The organism is Actinopolymorpha sp. B9G3 (assembly GCF_040120725.1).
In the GTDB taxonomy this organism is placed as follows: Bacteria; Actinomycetota; Actinomycetes; order Propionibacteriales; family Actinopolymorphaceae; genus Thermasporomyces.
The window spans coordinates 226964-241970 of record NZ_JBEEAB010000002.1 but is presented as its reverse complement, the minus strand read 5'-3'; the positions used below and the strand labels follow the sequence as shown (position 1 = coordinate 241970).

The 15007-nt window shown below is 68.8% G+C and carries 14 protein-coding genes; 6 read left to right on the top strand and 8 right to left on the bottom strand.

What is annotated here, in order from left to right; genetic code table 11:
* Position 1 precedes the first annotated feature (1 nt).
* On the bottom strand, positions 2-487 hold the full coding sequence (locus ABNF93_RS04255) for a hypothetical protein (RefSeq protein ID WP_349326191.1): 486 nt from the start codon (positions 485-487) through the stop codon (positions 2-4).
* A 108-nt stretch (positions 488-595) separates the two neighbouring features.
* Complete coding sequence (locus tag ABNF93_RS04250; RefSeq protein ID WP_349326190.1) at positions 596-1426, bottom strand: M23 family metallopeptidase; 831 nt, start codon at positions 1424-1426, stop codon at positions 596-598.
* Positions 1427-2049: 623 nt separating this feature from the next.
* Here ABNF93_RS04250 and ABNF93_RS04245 point away from each other — a divergent pair.
* Positions 2050-2520 carry a BlaI/MecI/CopY family transcriptional regulator gene (locus ABNF93_RS04245; protein ID WP_349326189.1) on the top strand — a complete coding sequence of 157 codons (471 nt, stop codon included), beginning with the start codon at positions 2050-2052 and terminating at the stop codon, positions 2518-2520.
* A 29-nt stretch (positions 2521-2549) separates the two neighbouring features.
* On the opposite strand, the gene ABNF93_RS04240 is transcribed toward ABNF93_RS04245, so the two are convergent.
* The 4 genes from ABNF93_RS04240 to ABNF93_RS04225 form a co-directional block, all read right to left on the bottom strand.
* Positions 2550-3266: an acyltransferase gene (locus ABNF93_RS04240; protein ID WP_349326188.1), complete on the bottom strand. Its 717-nt coding sequence runs from the start codon at positions 3264-3266 to the stop codon at positions 2550-2552.
* A 196-nt stretch (positions 3267-3462) separates the two neighbouring features.
* Entirely contained in the window at positions 3463-3663 is a 201-nt protein-coding gene (locus ABNF93_RS04235) for a cold-shock protein (RefSeq protein ID WP_092656270.1), read from the bottom strand.
* A 263-nt stretch (positions 3664-3926) separates the two neighbouring features.
* Positions 3927-4910, bottom strand: coding sequence for a class I SAM-dependent methyltransferase (locus ABNF93_RS04230; RefSeq protein WP_349326187.1), 984 nt, complete (start codon positions 4908-4910; stop codon positions 3927-3929).
* 10 nt (positions 4911-4920) lie between these two features.
* Positions 4921-5760 carry an enoyl-CoA hydratase/isomerase family protein gene (locus tag ABNF93_RS04225; protein ID WP_502877532.1) on the bottom strand — a complete coding sequence of 280 codons (840 nt, stop codon included), beginning with the start codon at positions 5758-5760 and terminating at the stop codon, positions 4921-4923.
* Between the two features lie 173 nt (positions 5761-5933).
* Between ABNF93_RS04225 and ABNF93_RS04220 the strand changes: the two genes are divergently transcribed.
* The 4 genes from ABNF93_RS04220 to ABNF93_RS04205 all read left to right on the top strand — a co-directional run bounded on the left by ABNF93_RS04220 (position 5934) and on the right by ABNF93_RS04205 (position 10635).
* On the top strand, positions 5934-7634 hold the full coding sequence (locus tag ABNF93_RS04220) for an MDR family MFS transporter (RefSeq protein WP_349326186.1): 1701 nt from the start codon (positions 5934-5936) through the stop codon (positions 7632-7634).
* A gap of 33 nt (positions 7635-7667) precedes the next feature.
* Complete coding sequence (locus tag ABNF93_RS04215) at positions 7668-8753, top strand: S-(hydroxymethyl)mycothiol dehydrogenase (protein WP_349326185.1); 1086 nt, start codon at positions 7668-7670, stop codon at positions 8751-8753.
* Positions 8750-9406, top strand: a complete 657-nt coding sequence (locus ABNF93_RS04210; RefSeq protein ID WP_349326184.1) for an MBL fold metallo-hydrolase — start codon at positions 8750-8752, stop codon at positions 9404-9406. The genes ABNF93_RS04215 and ABNF93_RS04210 overlap by 4 nt, the downstream gene beginning before the upstream one ends.
* 377 nt (positions 9407-9783) lie before the next feature.
* Positions 9784-10635, top strand: a complete 852-nt coding sequence (locus ABNF93_RS04205; protein WP_349326183.1) for a phytanoyl-CoA dioxygenase family protein — start codon at positions 9784-9786, stop codon at positions 10633-10635.
* Positions 10636-10718: 83 nt separating this feature from the next.
* Here ABNF93_RS04205 and ABNF93_RS04200 read toward each other — a convergent pair whose 3' ends face one another.
* Both ABNF93_RS04200 and ABNF93_RS04195 read right to left on the bottom strand, forming a co-directional pair.
* Entirely contained in the window at positions 10719-11615 is an 897-nt protein-coding gene (locus tag ABNF93_RS04200) for a slipin family protein (protein WP_349326182.1), read from the bottom strand.
* A 201-nt stretch (positions 11616-11816) separates the two neighbouring features.
* Complete coding sequence (locus tag ABNF93_RS04195) at positions 11817-12740, bottom strand: SMP-30/gluconolactonase/LRE family protein (RefSeq protein WP_349326181.1); 924 nt, start codon at positions 12738-12740, stop codon at positions 11817-11819.
* A gap of 365 nt (positions 12741-13105) precedes the next feature.
* On the opposite strand from ABNF93_RS04195, the gene panC reads away from it, so the two are divergent.
* Positions 13106-15007 (top strand): pantoate--beta-alanine ligase, encoded by a 1902-nt coding sequence (panC, locus tag ABNF93_RS04190; protein ID WP_349326180.1) that lies wholly within the window; start codon positions 13106-13108, stop codon positions 15005-15007.

Genomic DNA, 15007 nt, shown 5'->3' with positions numbered 1-15007 from the left:
GTCAGGGGCGGACGACGCGCTCCACGACGCGTCCGACGACGAGGTAGACCGCCGCGGCGATCCCCCAGTTGACGAGGGTCTGCTTCATCGCGTCGGCGAAGGTGAAGACGTCTGCGAACGGCCCGTCGAGCCGGCCCGCCAAGCCCAGGACCGCGGCCACGATCTCGTTGTCCTGATTGGCTTCCAACGCCGTGAGGATCGCGCCGAGCGCCATGACGAGGGCCGCCAGCACGGCGACCGCGAAGACCACGGTCGCCACCATCTCGCGCACCTTCCCGACCAGAGAGCCGGTCGGGCGCTTCCGGTCCCCCGGCGTACGCCGGCCGTCCGCACGCCCCGATGACGGTGCTGACGGTGACGGTGCTGACGGTGACAGTGCCGCCGAAGCCTCCTGCGCCGCCTCGTCAGGCGCGGGCGCTGGTTCGGCGGTGGTGGGTTCTGCTGACACGTTGCTGTCTGCTGTGGTGCTGCGCGCGTTGTCCGGCACGGCCGCTCCCCTCGACGACACCTCGAGGGTAGGGCACCAAGCCGGTTCACGGACCCTCGCGACGCCGTCAGATGTCAGAACCGACCACCTCCGGGGACTCCGCGTGGCCTACGGGTCGAGGCCCTTGTCCTCCAGCCAGTCCTCGGGGTCGATCGTGTCGTAGAGACCACCGTTGTCCGGGCGTACCTCGAGGTGCAGGTGTGGTCCGGTCGCGTTGCCGGTCGCGCCGATGTAGCCGATCACGGTGCCGGCGTCGACGCTGCCGGATGACCTCTCGAAGCGTGACATGTGGCCGTAGAGCGTGACGGTGCCGTTGGGGTGCAGCACCTTGATCCTGTTGCCGTAGGCGCCGTCCCACCCGGACGCGATGATCTCTCCCGAGCCCACCGCGCGAATGGGTGTGCCGCTCGGCGCCGCGAAGTCCAGCCCGTGGTGCGACGACGCCCAACGGTTTCCGCTTGCCCCGAAGCGACCGGTGAGGTGGTACGACTCCACCGGAAGGACCCAGTCAGGCTTCCTGGCCGCTTTCACCGCCCCACGCTTCGCGGCAGCCTTCCTCGCTGCCGCCTTCCTCGCTGCCGCCTTCTTCGCCGCGGCCTTCCTCGCTGCCGCCTTCCTCGCTGCCGCCTTCGTCGCCGCGGCCGTCTTCGCCGCGACCTTGGATGCCGCATGCTTCGCGTCGGCCCTCGAACGTCCGGCCCGCTCGCGAGCGGCCCGGGCGCGAGCAGCATCGCGGGCGAGGTGGACATCCGCCCCCGCGGCACGTTCCCCCGTGCCCGAGGCAGCGGCCGGCTGCGGTGTCGCGGACGTTCCACCGACCGCCACAGCCGTTCCCACACCGGCACCGCACACCGCGAGTGCCGTCGCCACCATCGTCAACGGAATCTTGCGCCAACGAAATGTCCACAGAGTGCGAATACGCCGCAAGAAGGACTCCACAACGGTTACCTCGAAAACGTAGACGGCACACCTGTTCGCCCTTTCGAGACGAAATGTGCCGTGCCCAGCGGTGGGCGTGGGGTCGCCAATGAATCGGCGGTCTTCGACCGCGCCCCCGGTGTGCAGGCGCCCAGGCGGACTCTGTTTCTCTGGCCGGGTGAGAGAAGAGATGCACGCACGTCGACACCGACGTTGGTGCCGAATTCCGCTCACCGGCCGCGGACAGTCCTAACAGAGGACTTTTCGCCATGCCAGCCCTGCGCTGGTGCGCACCTACGATTCCCGCTCGTAGTCGGAGTGGAAATACGTGCGTTAAAGTCGAGCGCCGCGGCACCGAAAAGCCGCGGCCGCAATTCACGCAGGTGCAATGTCACGCCTGGCCGGGCTAGGTAGTTCGTCCATGCCTGGTTGGCGGGATGCGTCGATAACGGGATTTATCCGCGAAGTACGAATCGGCGTCGAACCCGCGAGCATCCGTACGATGATCCGTAGGAGGAATATTTGTGGCGTGACACGGATCACAGCACTCGGACGTTATCCATCAAGGACACGTCGGATCTCTGCCCGATGATCCGAGGTGTCTCCGACACATTTCCGCCCAACCTGCGGGAAAGGATGGCGGGATGCCCCGATTTGGACAGCTCGAAGAACAGGTAATGCTGCGCGTGTGGGCGGCCGACCACCCGGTTCAGGTGCGCGAGGTTCGGGAAGCGTTGCTGCCTGACCGGAGTCTCGCCCACACCACCGTGATGACCGTTCTCGACAAGCTTTTCCGCAAAGGGTGGTTGCGCCGCGAGACCAATGGTCGGGCTTACCGCTATTCGCCGGTCATGTCCCGGGAGTCCTACACCGCCGCGCTCATGCACGAGGCGTGGTCGGCGGCGGAGAATCCGGCGGCCGCCCTCGTCTACTTCATCGAGGCGATGAACGCGGACCAGACAGACGCGCTTCGTGATGCGCTGCGGGTCGTCCTGCCCGCACCGAACGGGAGCACGGACTCCGACACCACCGTCCACGAGACCATCGTCAACGACCCGACCCTCCACGACCCCACCGTCAGCGGCCCTGCGGACCACGGCGCCACCCGGCCCTGACCCGCGGTGCCCAGCCCACGGCGAGCGACCTACGGTCCGCCGACCCCGCGGGCCTTCGCCGCCGCCTCTTCCGCGCCCCGGGCCAGACCTTCGAGATACTCCCGGTGACTCGCCTCCGCCGCGTGGACAGCACGTCGGTCCTTCACGAAGCGCGCCGGCACACCAGCGACGATCGCGTAGTCGGGTATCTCGCCGCGCACCACCGCGTGTGCGCCGACCACGACACCCGTCCCGACAAAGCTTCCGCGGAGAACCGTCGCCTTCGTTCCCAGCCAGCAGTTCGGCCCGATGCGTACGGGCGACTTGACGAGGCCCTGGTCCTTGATGGGAGCGGCGAGGTCACTCGTCACATGGTCGAAGTCGACGACGTAGCACCAGTCCGCGATCAGGCTCGCGGCGCCGATCTCGATGTCCAGATAACAGTTGACCGTCACGTCGCGGCCGAACACGCACTTGTCTGCGACCCGGAGCGTTCCCTCGTGGGCGTGCAATCTGGTGCCGTCGCCCAGGTGGACGAAGCGCCCGAGCACCAGACGTCCATATCCCTTGCGTACCTGCAGATCCACCCGCCGACCGAGGAAAACGAACCCTTCGGTGATGACACCGCGATGCCTGATCCGCAGCAGCAGAAAGCGCCAGTAGCGCACCAGGTGGTACGGCGTGAAGGCGCGATGGCGGATGACCCAACGCAGGCTGGCGAGGGTGAGGAACCTGGCCTGGCGCGGATCTCGGACGCGGCGTCGCACGGCATCCGACCCTACGACGCCGGCACGCCACACGTGCACCCGACACGAGTGCGTCGTGCCAAAAGCAGGTTCGGCTTCGACGGGTGCCCGAGATGAGCAGCCGAGATGAGCAAGGGCCCGCGGGAAGGAATCCCGCGGGCCCTTGACCAAGAGCAGTTGCTCCTCTGGTGGCCTAACTCAGATCACGCGAACGTGGTCAGACAGTGCGGACGTTCTCGGCCTGCGGACCCTTCGGGCCCTGCACGACGTCGAACTCCACCCGCTGGTCCTCGTCCAGGCTGCGGTAGCCGTCGGCGACGATCGCGGAAAAGTGGACGAAGACGTCCTGACCGCCGTCGACGGAGATGAAGCCGAAGCCCTTGTCAGCGTTGAACCACTTGACGGTCCCTTGCGCCATGTTCCTGATTTCCCCTCGCGGAGACGTTGGTGCAGTGCCCGAACCTCACGAGCACCGAGTCGCCACGGGGGTCCTATCCCCGCGTGTCGAATCCCGCGGACGAAGAGTTTGACGCGGCCGGTCACAGGAGGCTGTCACCGGCGCACATTGCACACTTCGACGTACGTCTTGTCGAAACGACGAACGACCGCCGAGGACGGTACCACGGGTGAGCGCCCTGTGACCATGGTCCCTGTTTGACCGGTAGCGCACGAAATCTCCCGTTAAGGTCGTACGCCGGTGATCGACACGTTGTAGTACAACTCGTCCGGGACGAGTGGCTTCAACCACCTGTCGACCGTGCAGAGCCGCCGCCAGCTGCGGTAGGCGAAGCTCGCCCAGCCCCACCCCAGGCGCCCCGGTTTGACCGCGTGCTCGAAGGTGCGGACCGGCCAGCCGAACCATGCCGCGGTCAGCTCGTCGGTGACGGTACGCACGTCCACCGCGCCCGCCCGCGCGGCCATCCGCGCGAGGGTGTCGGGATCGAAGGTGTGCAGATCGACGACCGCCTCCAACGCGGCGGCCCGGGAGGACTCGTCGAGCTCCTCCTGGGGCCGCGCCCACGCCTCGCGCAGGGCCGGCAGCCGGGTCACCCGCGTGGCCGCCCACCAGGTCGCCTGGGACAGCTTGCGGGCGACGCGGTCGCCGTACCGCGTCGGCTCTCCGCAGATCACGAACCGGCCCCCCGGTCTGAGGACCCGCAGCATCTCGCGGAACGCCTCCTCGACGTCGGGGATGTGGTGGATGACCGCGTGCCCGATCACGAGGTCGAACGTCTCGTCGGGGTAGGGCAGACCCTCGGCGTCGGCAACCCGGCCCTCGACCTCGAAGCCCAGCCGGCGGGCGTTGCGCTTGGTCGCCTCGACCATGCCGGGCGAGAGGTCCGTGACGTGCGCGGCGTCCAGAACGCCAGCCTGCTTGAGGTTCAGCGTGAAGAAGCCGGTGCCGCAGCCGACCTCGAGCGACGTCGCGTAGGGCCAGCCGGCCGCACCCGCGACGGCGACGAACCGGTCGCGGGCATAGCTGATGCAGCGTTCGTCGAACGAGATCGACCACTTGTCGTCGTAGGTCTGCGCCTCCCAGTCGTGATAGAGGACGTTGGCCAGCTTGGGATCGCCCCAGGCGGCCTCGACCTCTTCGGCGCTGGCGTTGGGGTTGGGATTGGGCGTGGGACCGCCCGTGGACCTCGAGTGCTCGGAGCGTGCCATCGGGTCCTCCTCAGCGTCCGGTGAAGGTCGGTGTGGACTTCTCCACGAACGCCGACATGCCGATCCGGCGGTCCTCGGTCGCGAAGAGCGCGGCGAAGTTCTGGCGTTCGATCTCGAGGCCGGTGGCGAGGTCGACGTCGAGGCCGTGGTCGATCGCGGCCTTGGCCGCCCGCAACGCCTGCGCCGGCCCGCCGACGAACTGGGCCGCCCATGCCCGCGCGGCGGCGTAGACGGACGCGCCCGCCGTGTCGGGTTCGGCAGCTGGATCGGTCTCGACCACCTCGTCGACCAACCCGATCGCGTGAGCGTGCTGAGCGTCGATGAGACGCCCGGTGAAGATCAGGTCCTTCGCCTTGGCCGGTCCCACCAGGCGGGCAAGTCGCTGGGTGCCGCCCGCGCCCGGAATGATGCCGAGCTTGATCTCAGGCTGGCCGAGCTTGGCCGTGCTCGCCGCCACCCGGTGGTCCGCGGTGAGAGCAAGCTCACAGCCGCCGCCGAGTGCGTAGCCGTTGATCGCGGCCACGACCGGCTTCGGAATCCGCGCCACCGCGTCGAACGACGACGTGAGCCCGTGGGACCGGATCGCCATGTCGGAGTAGGACATGTCGATCATCTCTTTGATGTCCGCCCCGGCGGCGAACACCTTCTCGCCTCCGTAGAGAACAACCGCGGCGACATCGGCACGCCCGGTGGCTTCGGCAGCGGCCGCCCGGATCTGTTCCTGCATCGCCGTGTCGAGCGCGTTCATCGGCGGTCGATCCAACCTGATCGTGCCGATGCCGTTGTCGACCTGCAGGCGTACGAATGCGTCCACGCGCGAAGCCTTCCTCTCGTTGTCCGGATCCGGCATCGCGGCGAGCCTAGCTCCCGCGGCGGACGCATTGTCCATTTCGCGGACCATCCGCCGAGCCGTGTTCCGGCGCGAGGCCAGCAACGGTACGAGACGAGACAGTTGTATGTGGCAAGTATATTCTTGGGTGGGCCAGATCGCTTTCGCCTCACGACAGGAGCGTTGACCACCGGATGAGCGCGACCGGCTCACAACCTGCGTCAGAACCGCCCACCACAACTACATCTGGCACAACTCCACAAAGCACTGAACGGCCTTCGTTCAGCCACAAGCAGATCATCGAGATCGTCTGGGCCCTTCTGCTGTGCCTCTTCGTCACCTCGCTTTCAGCGACCGTCGTCGGCACCGCCCTCCCCACGATCGTCGGCGATCTCGGCGGCCAGGACCAACTCGCCTGGGTCGCGAGCGCCACTCTCCTCACCACCACGGTCTCAACCCCCTTGTGGGGAAAGATTTCCGACCTCTATGGCCGCAAACCGCTCATGCAGATCGCGATCGCGGTCTTCGTCGTGACCTCGCTCTTCGCCGGCCTCTCGCAGACGATGGGCGAACTCATCGCCGCCCGCGCCGCACAGGGCGTAGGCATGGGCGGCGTGATCGCCCTGTCGCAGACGATCATGGCCGACATCGTGAGCCCTCGAGAGCGCGGTCGCTATGCCGGGTATCTCGGTGCGTCGTTCGGCGTCGCCACCGTGGCCGGTCCACTCATCGGCGGTTTCCTCGTCGACGGTCCGGGCTGGCGCTGGTGCTTCTACGTCGGTATCCCGATCGCCGTCGTCGCCTCCCTGGTGCTGCAGAAGACCCTGCATCTTTCGTTCGTACGAAGGAAAACCCGGATCGACTGGCTCGGTGCGATGTTCATCACGGCGTCGGCGTCGGCACTGCTGTTGCTGCTCTCCCTTGCCGGACAGGAGTTCGCCTGGGTCTCGCCATGGTCCGCCGCGCTGGTGCTGGTGAGCCTGGTGAGCCTGGTCCTTGCGGTGCTCGTCGAGCGACGGGCGACCGAGCCGATCCTGCCGCCGCGGCTGTTCCGCAGTCCGACGTTCTGCCTCACCGGGATCGCGGCGTTCTTGGTGGGGGTCGCGATGTTCGGCGCGATGATCTACCTTCCGCAGTACCTCCAGGTCGTTCGCGGGAAGAGCCCCACCGTCTCGGGCCTGCTCACCATCCCGCTGGTGATCTGCATGCTGTCGGTGTCGATGGTGTGCGGCCGCGCGATCACCCGGTGGGGGCGCTGGAAGGTCTTCCCGCTGGTCGGGCTGCTCCTCGTCGCCACCGGGTCGGCCCTGCTGTCGACCCTGCGCGCGGACACCGACCTGGTGGCCGTCTGCGCCTACATGGCCGTCTTCGGTTGTGGGCTCGGCCTGACGATGCAGGTGCTCGTTCTCGCCGTCCAGAACACCTCCGAGGTCCGCGACCTGGGCATCGCCACGTCGTCGTCGACGTTCTTCCGCTCCATGGGAGGGGCCGTCGGCGTGGCGTTGTTCGGCGCGATCCTGACCTCGGGCGTCACCGCGTCGATTCCCGAGGTCCTGGCCAGGCGTGGTGCCCGGGCGCCGTCGGAGGACTCCCTGTCCTCGCACCTGGGTACACCTGCCGAGATCGGTGCCCTGCCCGAACCGCTGCGTACGGCGATCCGGGAGGGGTTCACGATCGGGTTGGACCGGATCTATCTGCTCGCCGTACCCCTTGTGCTGCTGGCGTTCTTCGCCCTCCTCGCGGTGAAGGAGGTGCCGCTGCGGGGAAGGGTGCCCGCAGCGGCGGACCTTTCCGGTGGCGTGGAGACCCCCGGTGGCGGAGCGATCTCGGAGTGTCGACACCACCCTTCCCACGCGTGGCCCAATGCTGGAAGGATCCCACCCGAGCACGAGTAACGTCGCCGGCCCGAGGCCCGAAGGAGTGCCCCCATGCCCGAGGTCACCGCTGTCATCTCCCGAGCGAAGGACGCCCCTGTCACCCTGGAGACCATCCACGTGCCTGACCCGGGCCCAGGCGAGGCGCTGGTTCGCATCCAGGCGTGCGGGGTCTGCCACACCGACCTGCACTACAAGCAGGGCGGCATCGGCGACGACTACCCCTACCTGCTCGGGCACGAGGCGGCCGGGATCGTCGAGGCGGTCGGTGACGACGTGGCCGACGTCGCCCCCGGCGACTTCGTGATCCTGAACTGGCGGGCCGTCTGCGGCCAGTGCCGGGCCTGCCGCCGCGGCCGGCCGTGGTACTGCTTCGCCACCCACAACGCCACCCAGAAGATGACCCTCGCCGACGGCACCCCGCTCTCGCCGGCCCTCGGCATCGGCGCCTTCGCCGAGAAGACGCTCGTGGCCGCCGGCCAGTGCACCAAGGTCGACCCGCAGACGCCAGCTACCGTCGCGGGGCTGCTCGGCTGCGGGGTCATGGCCGGCCTCGGCGCCGCCCTCAACACCGGCGGCGTCCAGCGCGGCGACTCGGTGGCCGTCTTCGGCTGCGGGGGCGTAGGCGACGCGGCGATCGCGGGCGCTGTCCTCGGTGGAGCTACCACGGTGATCGCGGTCGACGTCGACGACCGCAAGCTCGCGTGGGCCAAGGGGCTCGGCGCCACCCACACCGTCAACGGCCGGCAGGAGGACGCGGTCGAGCGGATCCGCGAGCTCACCGGCGGAAACGGCGTCGACCTCGCCATCGAGGCGATCGGCCTGCCCGAGACCTACAAGCAGGCGTTCTATGCCCGGGACCTCGCCGGCACCGTCGTCCTGGTCGGCGTACCCACCCCGGAGATGACGATCGAGCTCCCGTTCCTCGACGTCTTCGGCCGTGGCGGCGCGCTCAAGTCGTCGTGGTACGGCGACTGCCTGCCCTCCCGCGACTTCCCCATGCTCATCGACCTGTACCGTCAAGGGCGGCTCCCCCTGGACGCCTTCGTGAGCGAGGAGATCGGTATCGACGCGGTGGAAGCGGCCTTCGACAAGATGCACGCCGGAGAGGTCCTGCGTTCCGTGGTGGTGATCAAGTGAGCACGCCCAGCATCTCCGGCGCCGGCGGGGCGCGCATCGATCGGGTGGTCACGTCGGGGACCTTCAGCCTCGACGGCGGCACCTGGGAGGTCGACAACAACGTCTGGCTGGTCGGCGACGACAGCGAGGTGCTGGTCGTCGACCCCGCCCACGACGCTCCGGCCATCCTCGCCGCGGTCGGCGACCGCGACGTGACCGCCATCGTGTGTACGCACGGACACAACGACCACATCAGCGCCGCCGGGGATCTCTGGGACGCCACGAAGGCGCCGATCTGGCTGCACCCGGGCGACCGGATGCTGTGGGACACGGTCTATCCCGACATGGCACCCGGCGGCGAGCTCTCCGACGACCAGCGGTTCACCGTCGCCGGTGTCGAGATCCGCGCCCTCCACACCCCCGGCCACTCCCCCGGCAGTGTCAGCCTGCGGGCACGTGACCTCGACGCGGTGTTCACCGGTGACACGCTGTTCGCCGGCGGACCCGGTGCGACCGGTCGTTCGTACTCCGACTTCGAGACGATCATCGCGTCGATCCGCGACCGACTCTTCACGCTGCCGCTGGAGACGGTCGTCTACACCGGGCACGGTGACACGACGACGGTCGGTTCGGAGATCCCGCACCTGCAGGAGTGGATCGCCCGCGGCTGGTGACAGGCGGGGCGGCCCGTGAGCCTGACACCAACGCGCTGATGCTGCCGGCCTGCGCCGCAAATGACCACGTTGGGTATGCCTGTGGACCTGTGCCAGGCGTCTATGCATGTTCCAGGTACCACAGGCATACCCAACGTGGTCATTGGTCTGCAGGCGCCCACCGCGGCAGCTATCCCGGGTGGGCTGTCTTTGCGGTAGGCGCGCGACTCCTCCCCCGGACCTCCACAGGTGCCAGAAGCGCCCCCAGTTGCAGAAGGCCTGAGCTTTCCCTTGCGCGGCCGAAGGCGGCCGCCCGTGCGCTGGCCGATGGCGACGACGTACGGGCATTGCCAGACTCGGAGGGCGCAGAGAGGGAACGCGCCAGCGGAGGAGTGCGCATGAGCCAGCTCAGCACCGACCTGCGGTCCACGATCGAGTCGCAGGGCTATGTCGTCGTCCAAGGCGTCGTACCGCGCGCGGCGACGGAAGCAGTCGTCGCCGACATCTGGCGGCACACAGGGGCACGGCCCGACGACCCGGAGTCGTGGTACGCAAAGGGCATCGTCGCCCCTACCGGCATGATCGAGATGTACCACTACGCCTCGATGTGGAACACGCGCCAGCACGAACGGGTCCACGCGGTCTTCGCAGAGATCTTCGGCACCGAGCGGCTGTGGGTGAGTCTCGACCGGGCCAACCTCAAGCCGCCGGTGCATCCGGACCATCCGGACTACGACCACAAGGGATTCATCCACTGGGATGCCGACATCGCGGCGTACCCCGACGTGCCGTTCCGGGTGCAGGGCGTGCTGGCGCTCGTCGACACCGACGAGGCGATGGGTGGCTTCCAGTGCGTACCGGAGATCTACCAGGATCTCGCCGGCTACCTCGAACGCCATCCACCAAAGGACGGCTCACGGGTGCCGGACCTCTCCGGCTACGAGGTCACCAAGATCCCGCTGAGTGCCGGGGACATGGTGATCTGGACCAACCTGCTACCGCACGGAAACGGACACAACACCTCCGACCGACCGCGGCTCGCACAGTACATCTCGATGGGTCCCGCACCCACGGACGACGAGAAGCAGGACTACCGCGACCACCGTGTCACCGTGTGGCGGGAGAACCGGGCACCGACCGAAGGCGGGTCACCGTTCCCCGGCGACCCGCGCCGGATCGAGGAGGCGCGTACGCAACCCGCACCGCTCACGTCACTCGGACGCAGGCTGCTCGGCGCCGACCCCTGGTAGGAGTGCGGTCCGGGGCGTCGGTGTCTCGGCGTTCTGGTGTGAGGGTGGCCCTCATCCAACGGGCGCTCGCTTGAGGGGCGCCCTCATCCAGTCCCTCGCGAGGTTGGCGCCGGCTCCGTCACGGCTTCCCCCGTCCGTGTGCGCTCCTGCGACGGTCGGGGCACATGTGCGCCTTTCTCGAGCGCGTTCGCTGTGGTGTCAGCCCCCTTGGACCGTTGCTCGACGAGACCGCCCGCTGCCTTGTCGAGGAAACGCAGGAGTTCCACCGGGAACGGCAGGACGACGGTGGAGTTCTTCTCCGCTGCGACTTCCACGATCGTCTGGAGCAGTCGTAGTTGGAGCGCGGCCGGCGTGTCCGACATCGCACCCGCGGCCGCCGAAAGCTTCTTCGAAGCCTGGAACTCCCCGTCAGCGGTGATGATCCGCGACCGCCGCTCGCGCTCGGCCTCTGCCTGGCGTGACATCGACCGCTTCATCGTCTCCGGCAGGGCGACATCCTTGATCTCCACCCGGTCGATCGAGACGCCCCACCCGACGGCCGGGCTGTCGATCATCAGCGCGAGCCCTTCGTTGAGCCGCTCACGGTTGCACAGCAGGTCGTCGAGCTCGCTCTTTCCGATGATCGAACGCAGGGAGGTCTGCGCGACCTGGGCCACCGCAAACGTGTAGTCCTGCACCTCGACGCAGGCCCGGATCGGGTCCACGACGCGGAAGTAGACCACCGCGTCGACTCGCACGGTCACGTTGTCGCGAGTGATGCCTTCCTGGGCCGGCACTGGCATCGTCACGACCTGGATGTTGATCTTGTGCAGCCGGTCCACCACCGGAATGATCGCCGTCACCCCAGGGGTCCGCAGGTGGTCCTGGACCCGGCCGAGACGAAACACCACGCCTCGCTCGATCTGGCGTACGACGCGGACGCTGGCCGCGAGCCCGACCACGACGAACGCCAAGACCGTGAGGACGATCGCGAGCGCCATGCTGACCTCCTCGTCAGCAACCTGCCTCCACCCCCAAGCCTATGACGGGGTTCGGGTATTGCCGGCGCTCAGGCTCGCTTCCGCCGGTACTTTCACGGCAATCACCGCATTGCGGCCGGAGACGCAGCCGGACTCCGCGCGGGCTCCACCGGCACTCGCAGGCACTCCTGACGTGGCTGGCGGCGTCGGCGAGCTCAGCTCCTAGAGGCGTGGGGCGCCGTTGACCGGGAGAAGTACGGCGTAGAGCGACGTCGTGGCGCAGATGAAGAGCCGGTTGCACCGTGGGCCGCCGAACTCCACGTTGGCGACGGTCTCGGGCACCAGCACCTTGCCGATCAGGGTGCCGTCCGGGTCGTAGCAGTGCACACCGTCACCCGCGCTGGCCCAGATGCGGCCGCCGTCGTCGAGCCGGAACCCGTCGAAGAGGCCCTCCGTACACACCGCGAAGACGTCACCTCCCGACAGCGACGCACCATCGTCGGAGACGTCGAACACGCGCATGTGTCGCGGCCCGTCGGCCGCGTGCGTGGCACCGGTGTCGGAGATGTAGAGGCGCCGCTCGTCCACCGAGAAGGCCAGCCCGTTAGGGCGTACGAAGTCGTCGGCGACGATCCGCACCTCCCCCGTCGCGGGATCCCACCGGTAGACATGGCAGGCGCCGATCTCGCTCTCCGCCCGGTGGCCCTCGTAGTCGCTGTCGAGGCCGTACGCCGGATCGGTGAACCACACCGAGTCATCGGAACGGACCACGACGTCGTTGGGACTGTTGAACCGCTTGCCCTCGAACGTGTCCGCCAGGACGGTGACCGATCCATCGTGCTCGGTCCGGGTGACGCGCCGGTTGCCGTGTTCGCAGCTGACAAGGCGGCCTTGACGGTCGACCGTGTTGCCGTTGGAGAACCCCGCCGGCGTGCGGAAGACGCCGACCTTGCCGCTGGTCTCGTCCCACCGGAGTTGGCGGTCGTTCGGAATGTCGCTCCAGACGAGGTAGCGTCCCGCCGCGAAGTAGGCCGGTCCCTCCGCCCACCGGCACCCTTCGTAGAGCTTCTCGAGTCGGGCACTGGTCTTGACGCATGAGGCGAAACGTTCATCGAGGATCTCGAAGGTCGGGGACGCGTCGGACATGCAAAAACCTCCAGCTCGGACGGGCACCACGCGGGGCAAAAGGCACCGTCACGGACGCTAGCGGGCCCTACCTTTCCGGCGCGAGAGGGTACGACGGCCGATCCAGGCTCGCCGGGCGCGAGAACTCGGCGCTCGGTGGTGACCGGCTCTCCGGGGGACGGGATGATCACCTCCGGCGGGTGTCAGGGACGAAACTCGGGAGGTGGTACGGCGGACGCCTATAATTTCGGTGCGCCGCGACCTGGGCCAACCAGGCGCGGACGGTGCCGCGCAGGCGGCACACCGGCATGCCCTCGCCGCCGTGAGGGTAGCCACACCGTATGGCCCTGACGGGGCCCCATACCGAAAGCCGTCTGGTATCTCCGATGCGAGAACTGGAACGGGACCGAGACGCGCGGGCGCTGTCCCGCGCCTCGTCCGAGTTTGGCCGGATTGTCGTGATCGGCAACGGCCGGGTCGGCGGTTCTGTCGTTCATGCCGCCCGGTCCGCCGGGCTCGAGGTCAGCGTCGCAGGACGCGATCGCCTCCACGAGGCGGCGGCAGCGGAGATCGTCCTGATCTGCGTGCCGGATCGGGCGATTCCAGACCTCGCCCACGCGCTCGCAGCCGCCATCCAGGAAGGTTCCACCCAAACGGAGGCTTCCCAACCCAGCGCCGGTCCGCCGACGTCCGCCCAGCCCACGTCCGCCGCCCAGCCCACGTCCGCCGCCCAGCCCACGTCCGCCGCCCAGCCGACGCCCGCGCCCAGCCGACCGGCGTACGTCGGGCATGTCAGTGGTGCGTCCGGCCTCGATGTCCTCGCCGCGGTCGTGGGCGCACAGGCGTTCTCGCTCCACCCCCTGCAGACGATCCCGCGGGCGGGGGCCGACCTCACCGGCGTTCCGTGCGCGGTCGCCGGCGCGACGGGGGCCGCGGCGGCGGTGGCCGAGGACCTGGCCCGCCGGCTCGGGATGGCGCCGTTCGCGGTCGCCGAGGAGCATCGCGCCCTCTACCACGCCGCGGCCGTCATGGCGTCGAACTTCCTCGTCACACTCGAGGAGACGGCGGCGGACCTGCTGGCCCGTGCCGGCGTGGCGGACGCGCGGGCGACTCTCGCGCCGCTCGTACGACAGACGGTCGCCAACTGGTCGGAGTTCGGCGGTGCTGCCCTCACCGGGCCCGTCGCCCGCGGTGACGACACCACTGTGGCGCGGCACGTCGAGGCACTCCAGGCCCACGCACCAGAACTCCGGCCGCTCTACGACCTGCTCACCACGCACACCCGGGCCCTCGCCGACCGCGCGGCGGCACCGACCACAGGTCGCCTGGGCGGCCTTCGACCTGACTCCGCTGGAGGTACCCAGATGAGCACCCCCCGCATCATCCGTACCCGCGAGGAACTCCGCACCGCGCTGGCGTCGGCGCGCCGGGAGGGCCACACGATCGGGCTCGTGCCGACGATGGGCGCCCTGCACGAAGGTCATCTCACCCTGCTGCGGACCGCCCGAGCGCGGTGCGACGTGGTGGTGATGAGTTTGTTCGTCAACCCGACGCAGTTCGCTGCGGGCGAGGACCTCGCCGGCTATCCGCGGGACGAGGAACGGGACGTACGCCTGGCCGGCGAGGCGGGTGCCGATGTCGTCTACGCGCCGGACGCCGCGCAGGTCTACCCGGACGGGTACGCCACGACGGTCGAGGTCGGTGGTGGCCTCACCGAGGTGCTGTGCGGCGCTCCAGGCCGGCGCGGTCCCGGGCACTTCCGTGGCGTGACGACCGTCGTCGCCAAGCTCCTCAACGCCGTCGGGCCGGACGTCGCGTTCTTCGGCCAGAAGGACGCCCAGCAGGCGGTGGTCATCCGCCGGATGGTGCGCGACCTGGAGTTCGGCGTGCAGATCGTCGTCGTGCCGACCGTACGGGAGCCCGACGGCCTCGCGATGAGCTCGCGCAACGTCTATCTCGACCCCGCCGAGCGGACCCGGGGGCTCGCGTTGAACCGGGCCCTCACGGCTATCCGCGACGCGGCGTTGGCGGGTGAGAGCGCGACCGAACCGGCGCTCGCCCTTGGCCGGAAGATCCTCGCCGACGCGGGCGTCGAGCCGGAGTACCTCGAGGCCCGCGACGCCGAGGACCTCACGGCGGCAGCGAAGTTCGGCGTACGACCGGTGCTCGTCGCGGTCGCCGCCCGGGTCGGACGGGCGCGGCTCATCGACAACACCGTGATCACCCTCTCCGAGACCACCACCACGTCAAGCACCACCGATACCGGCCCGAACGAAGCGGAGGACTGA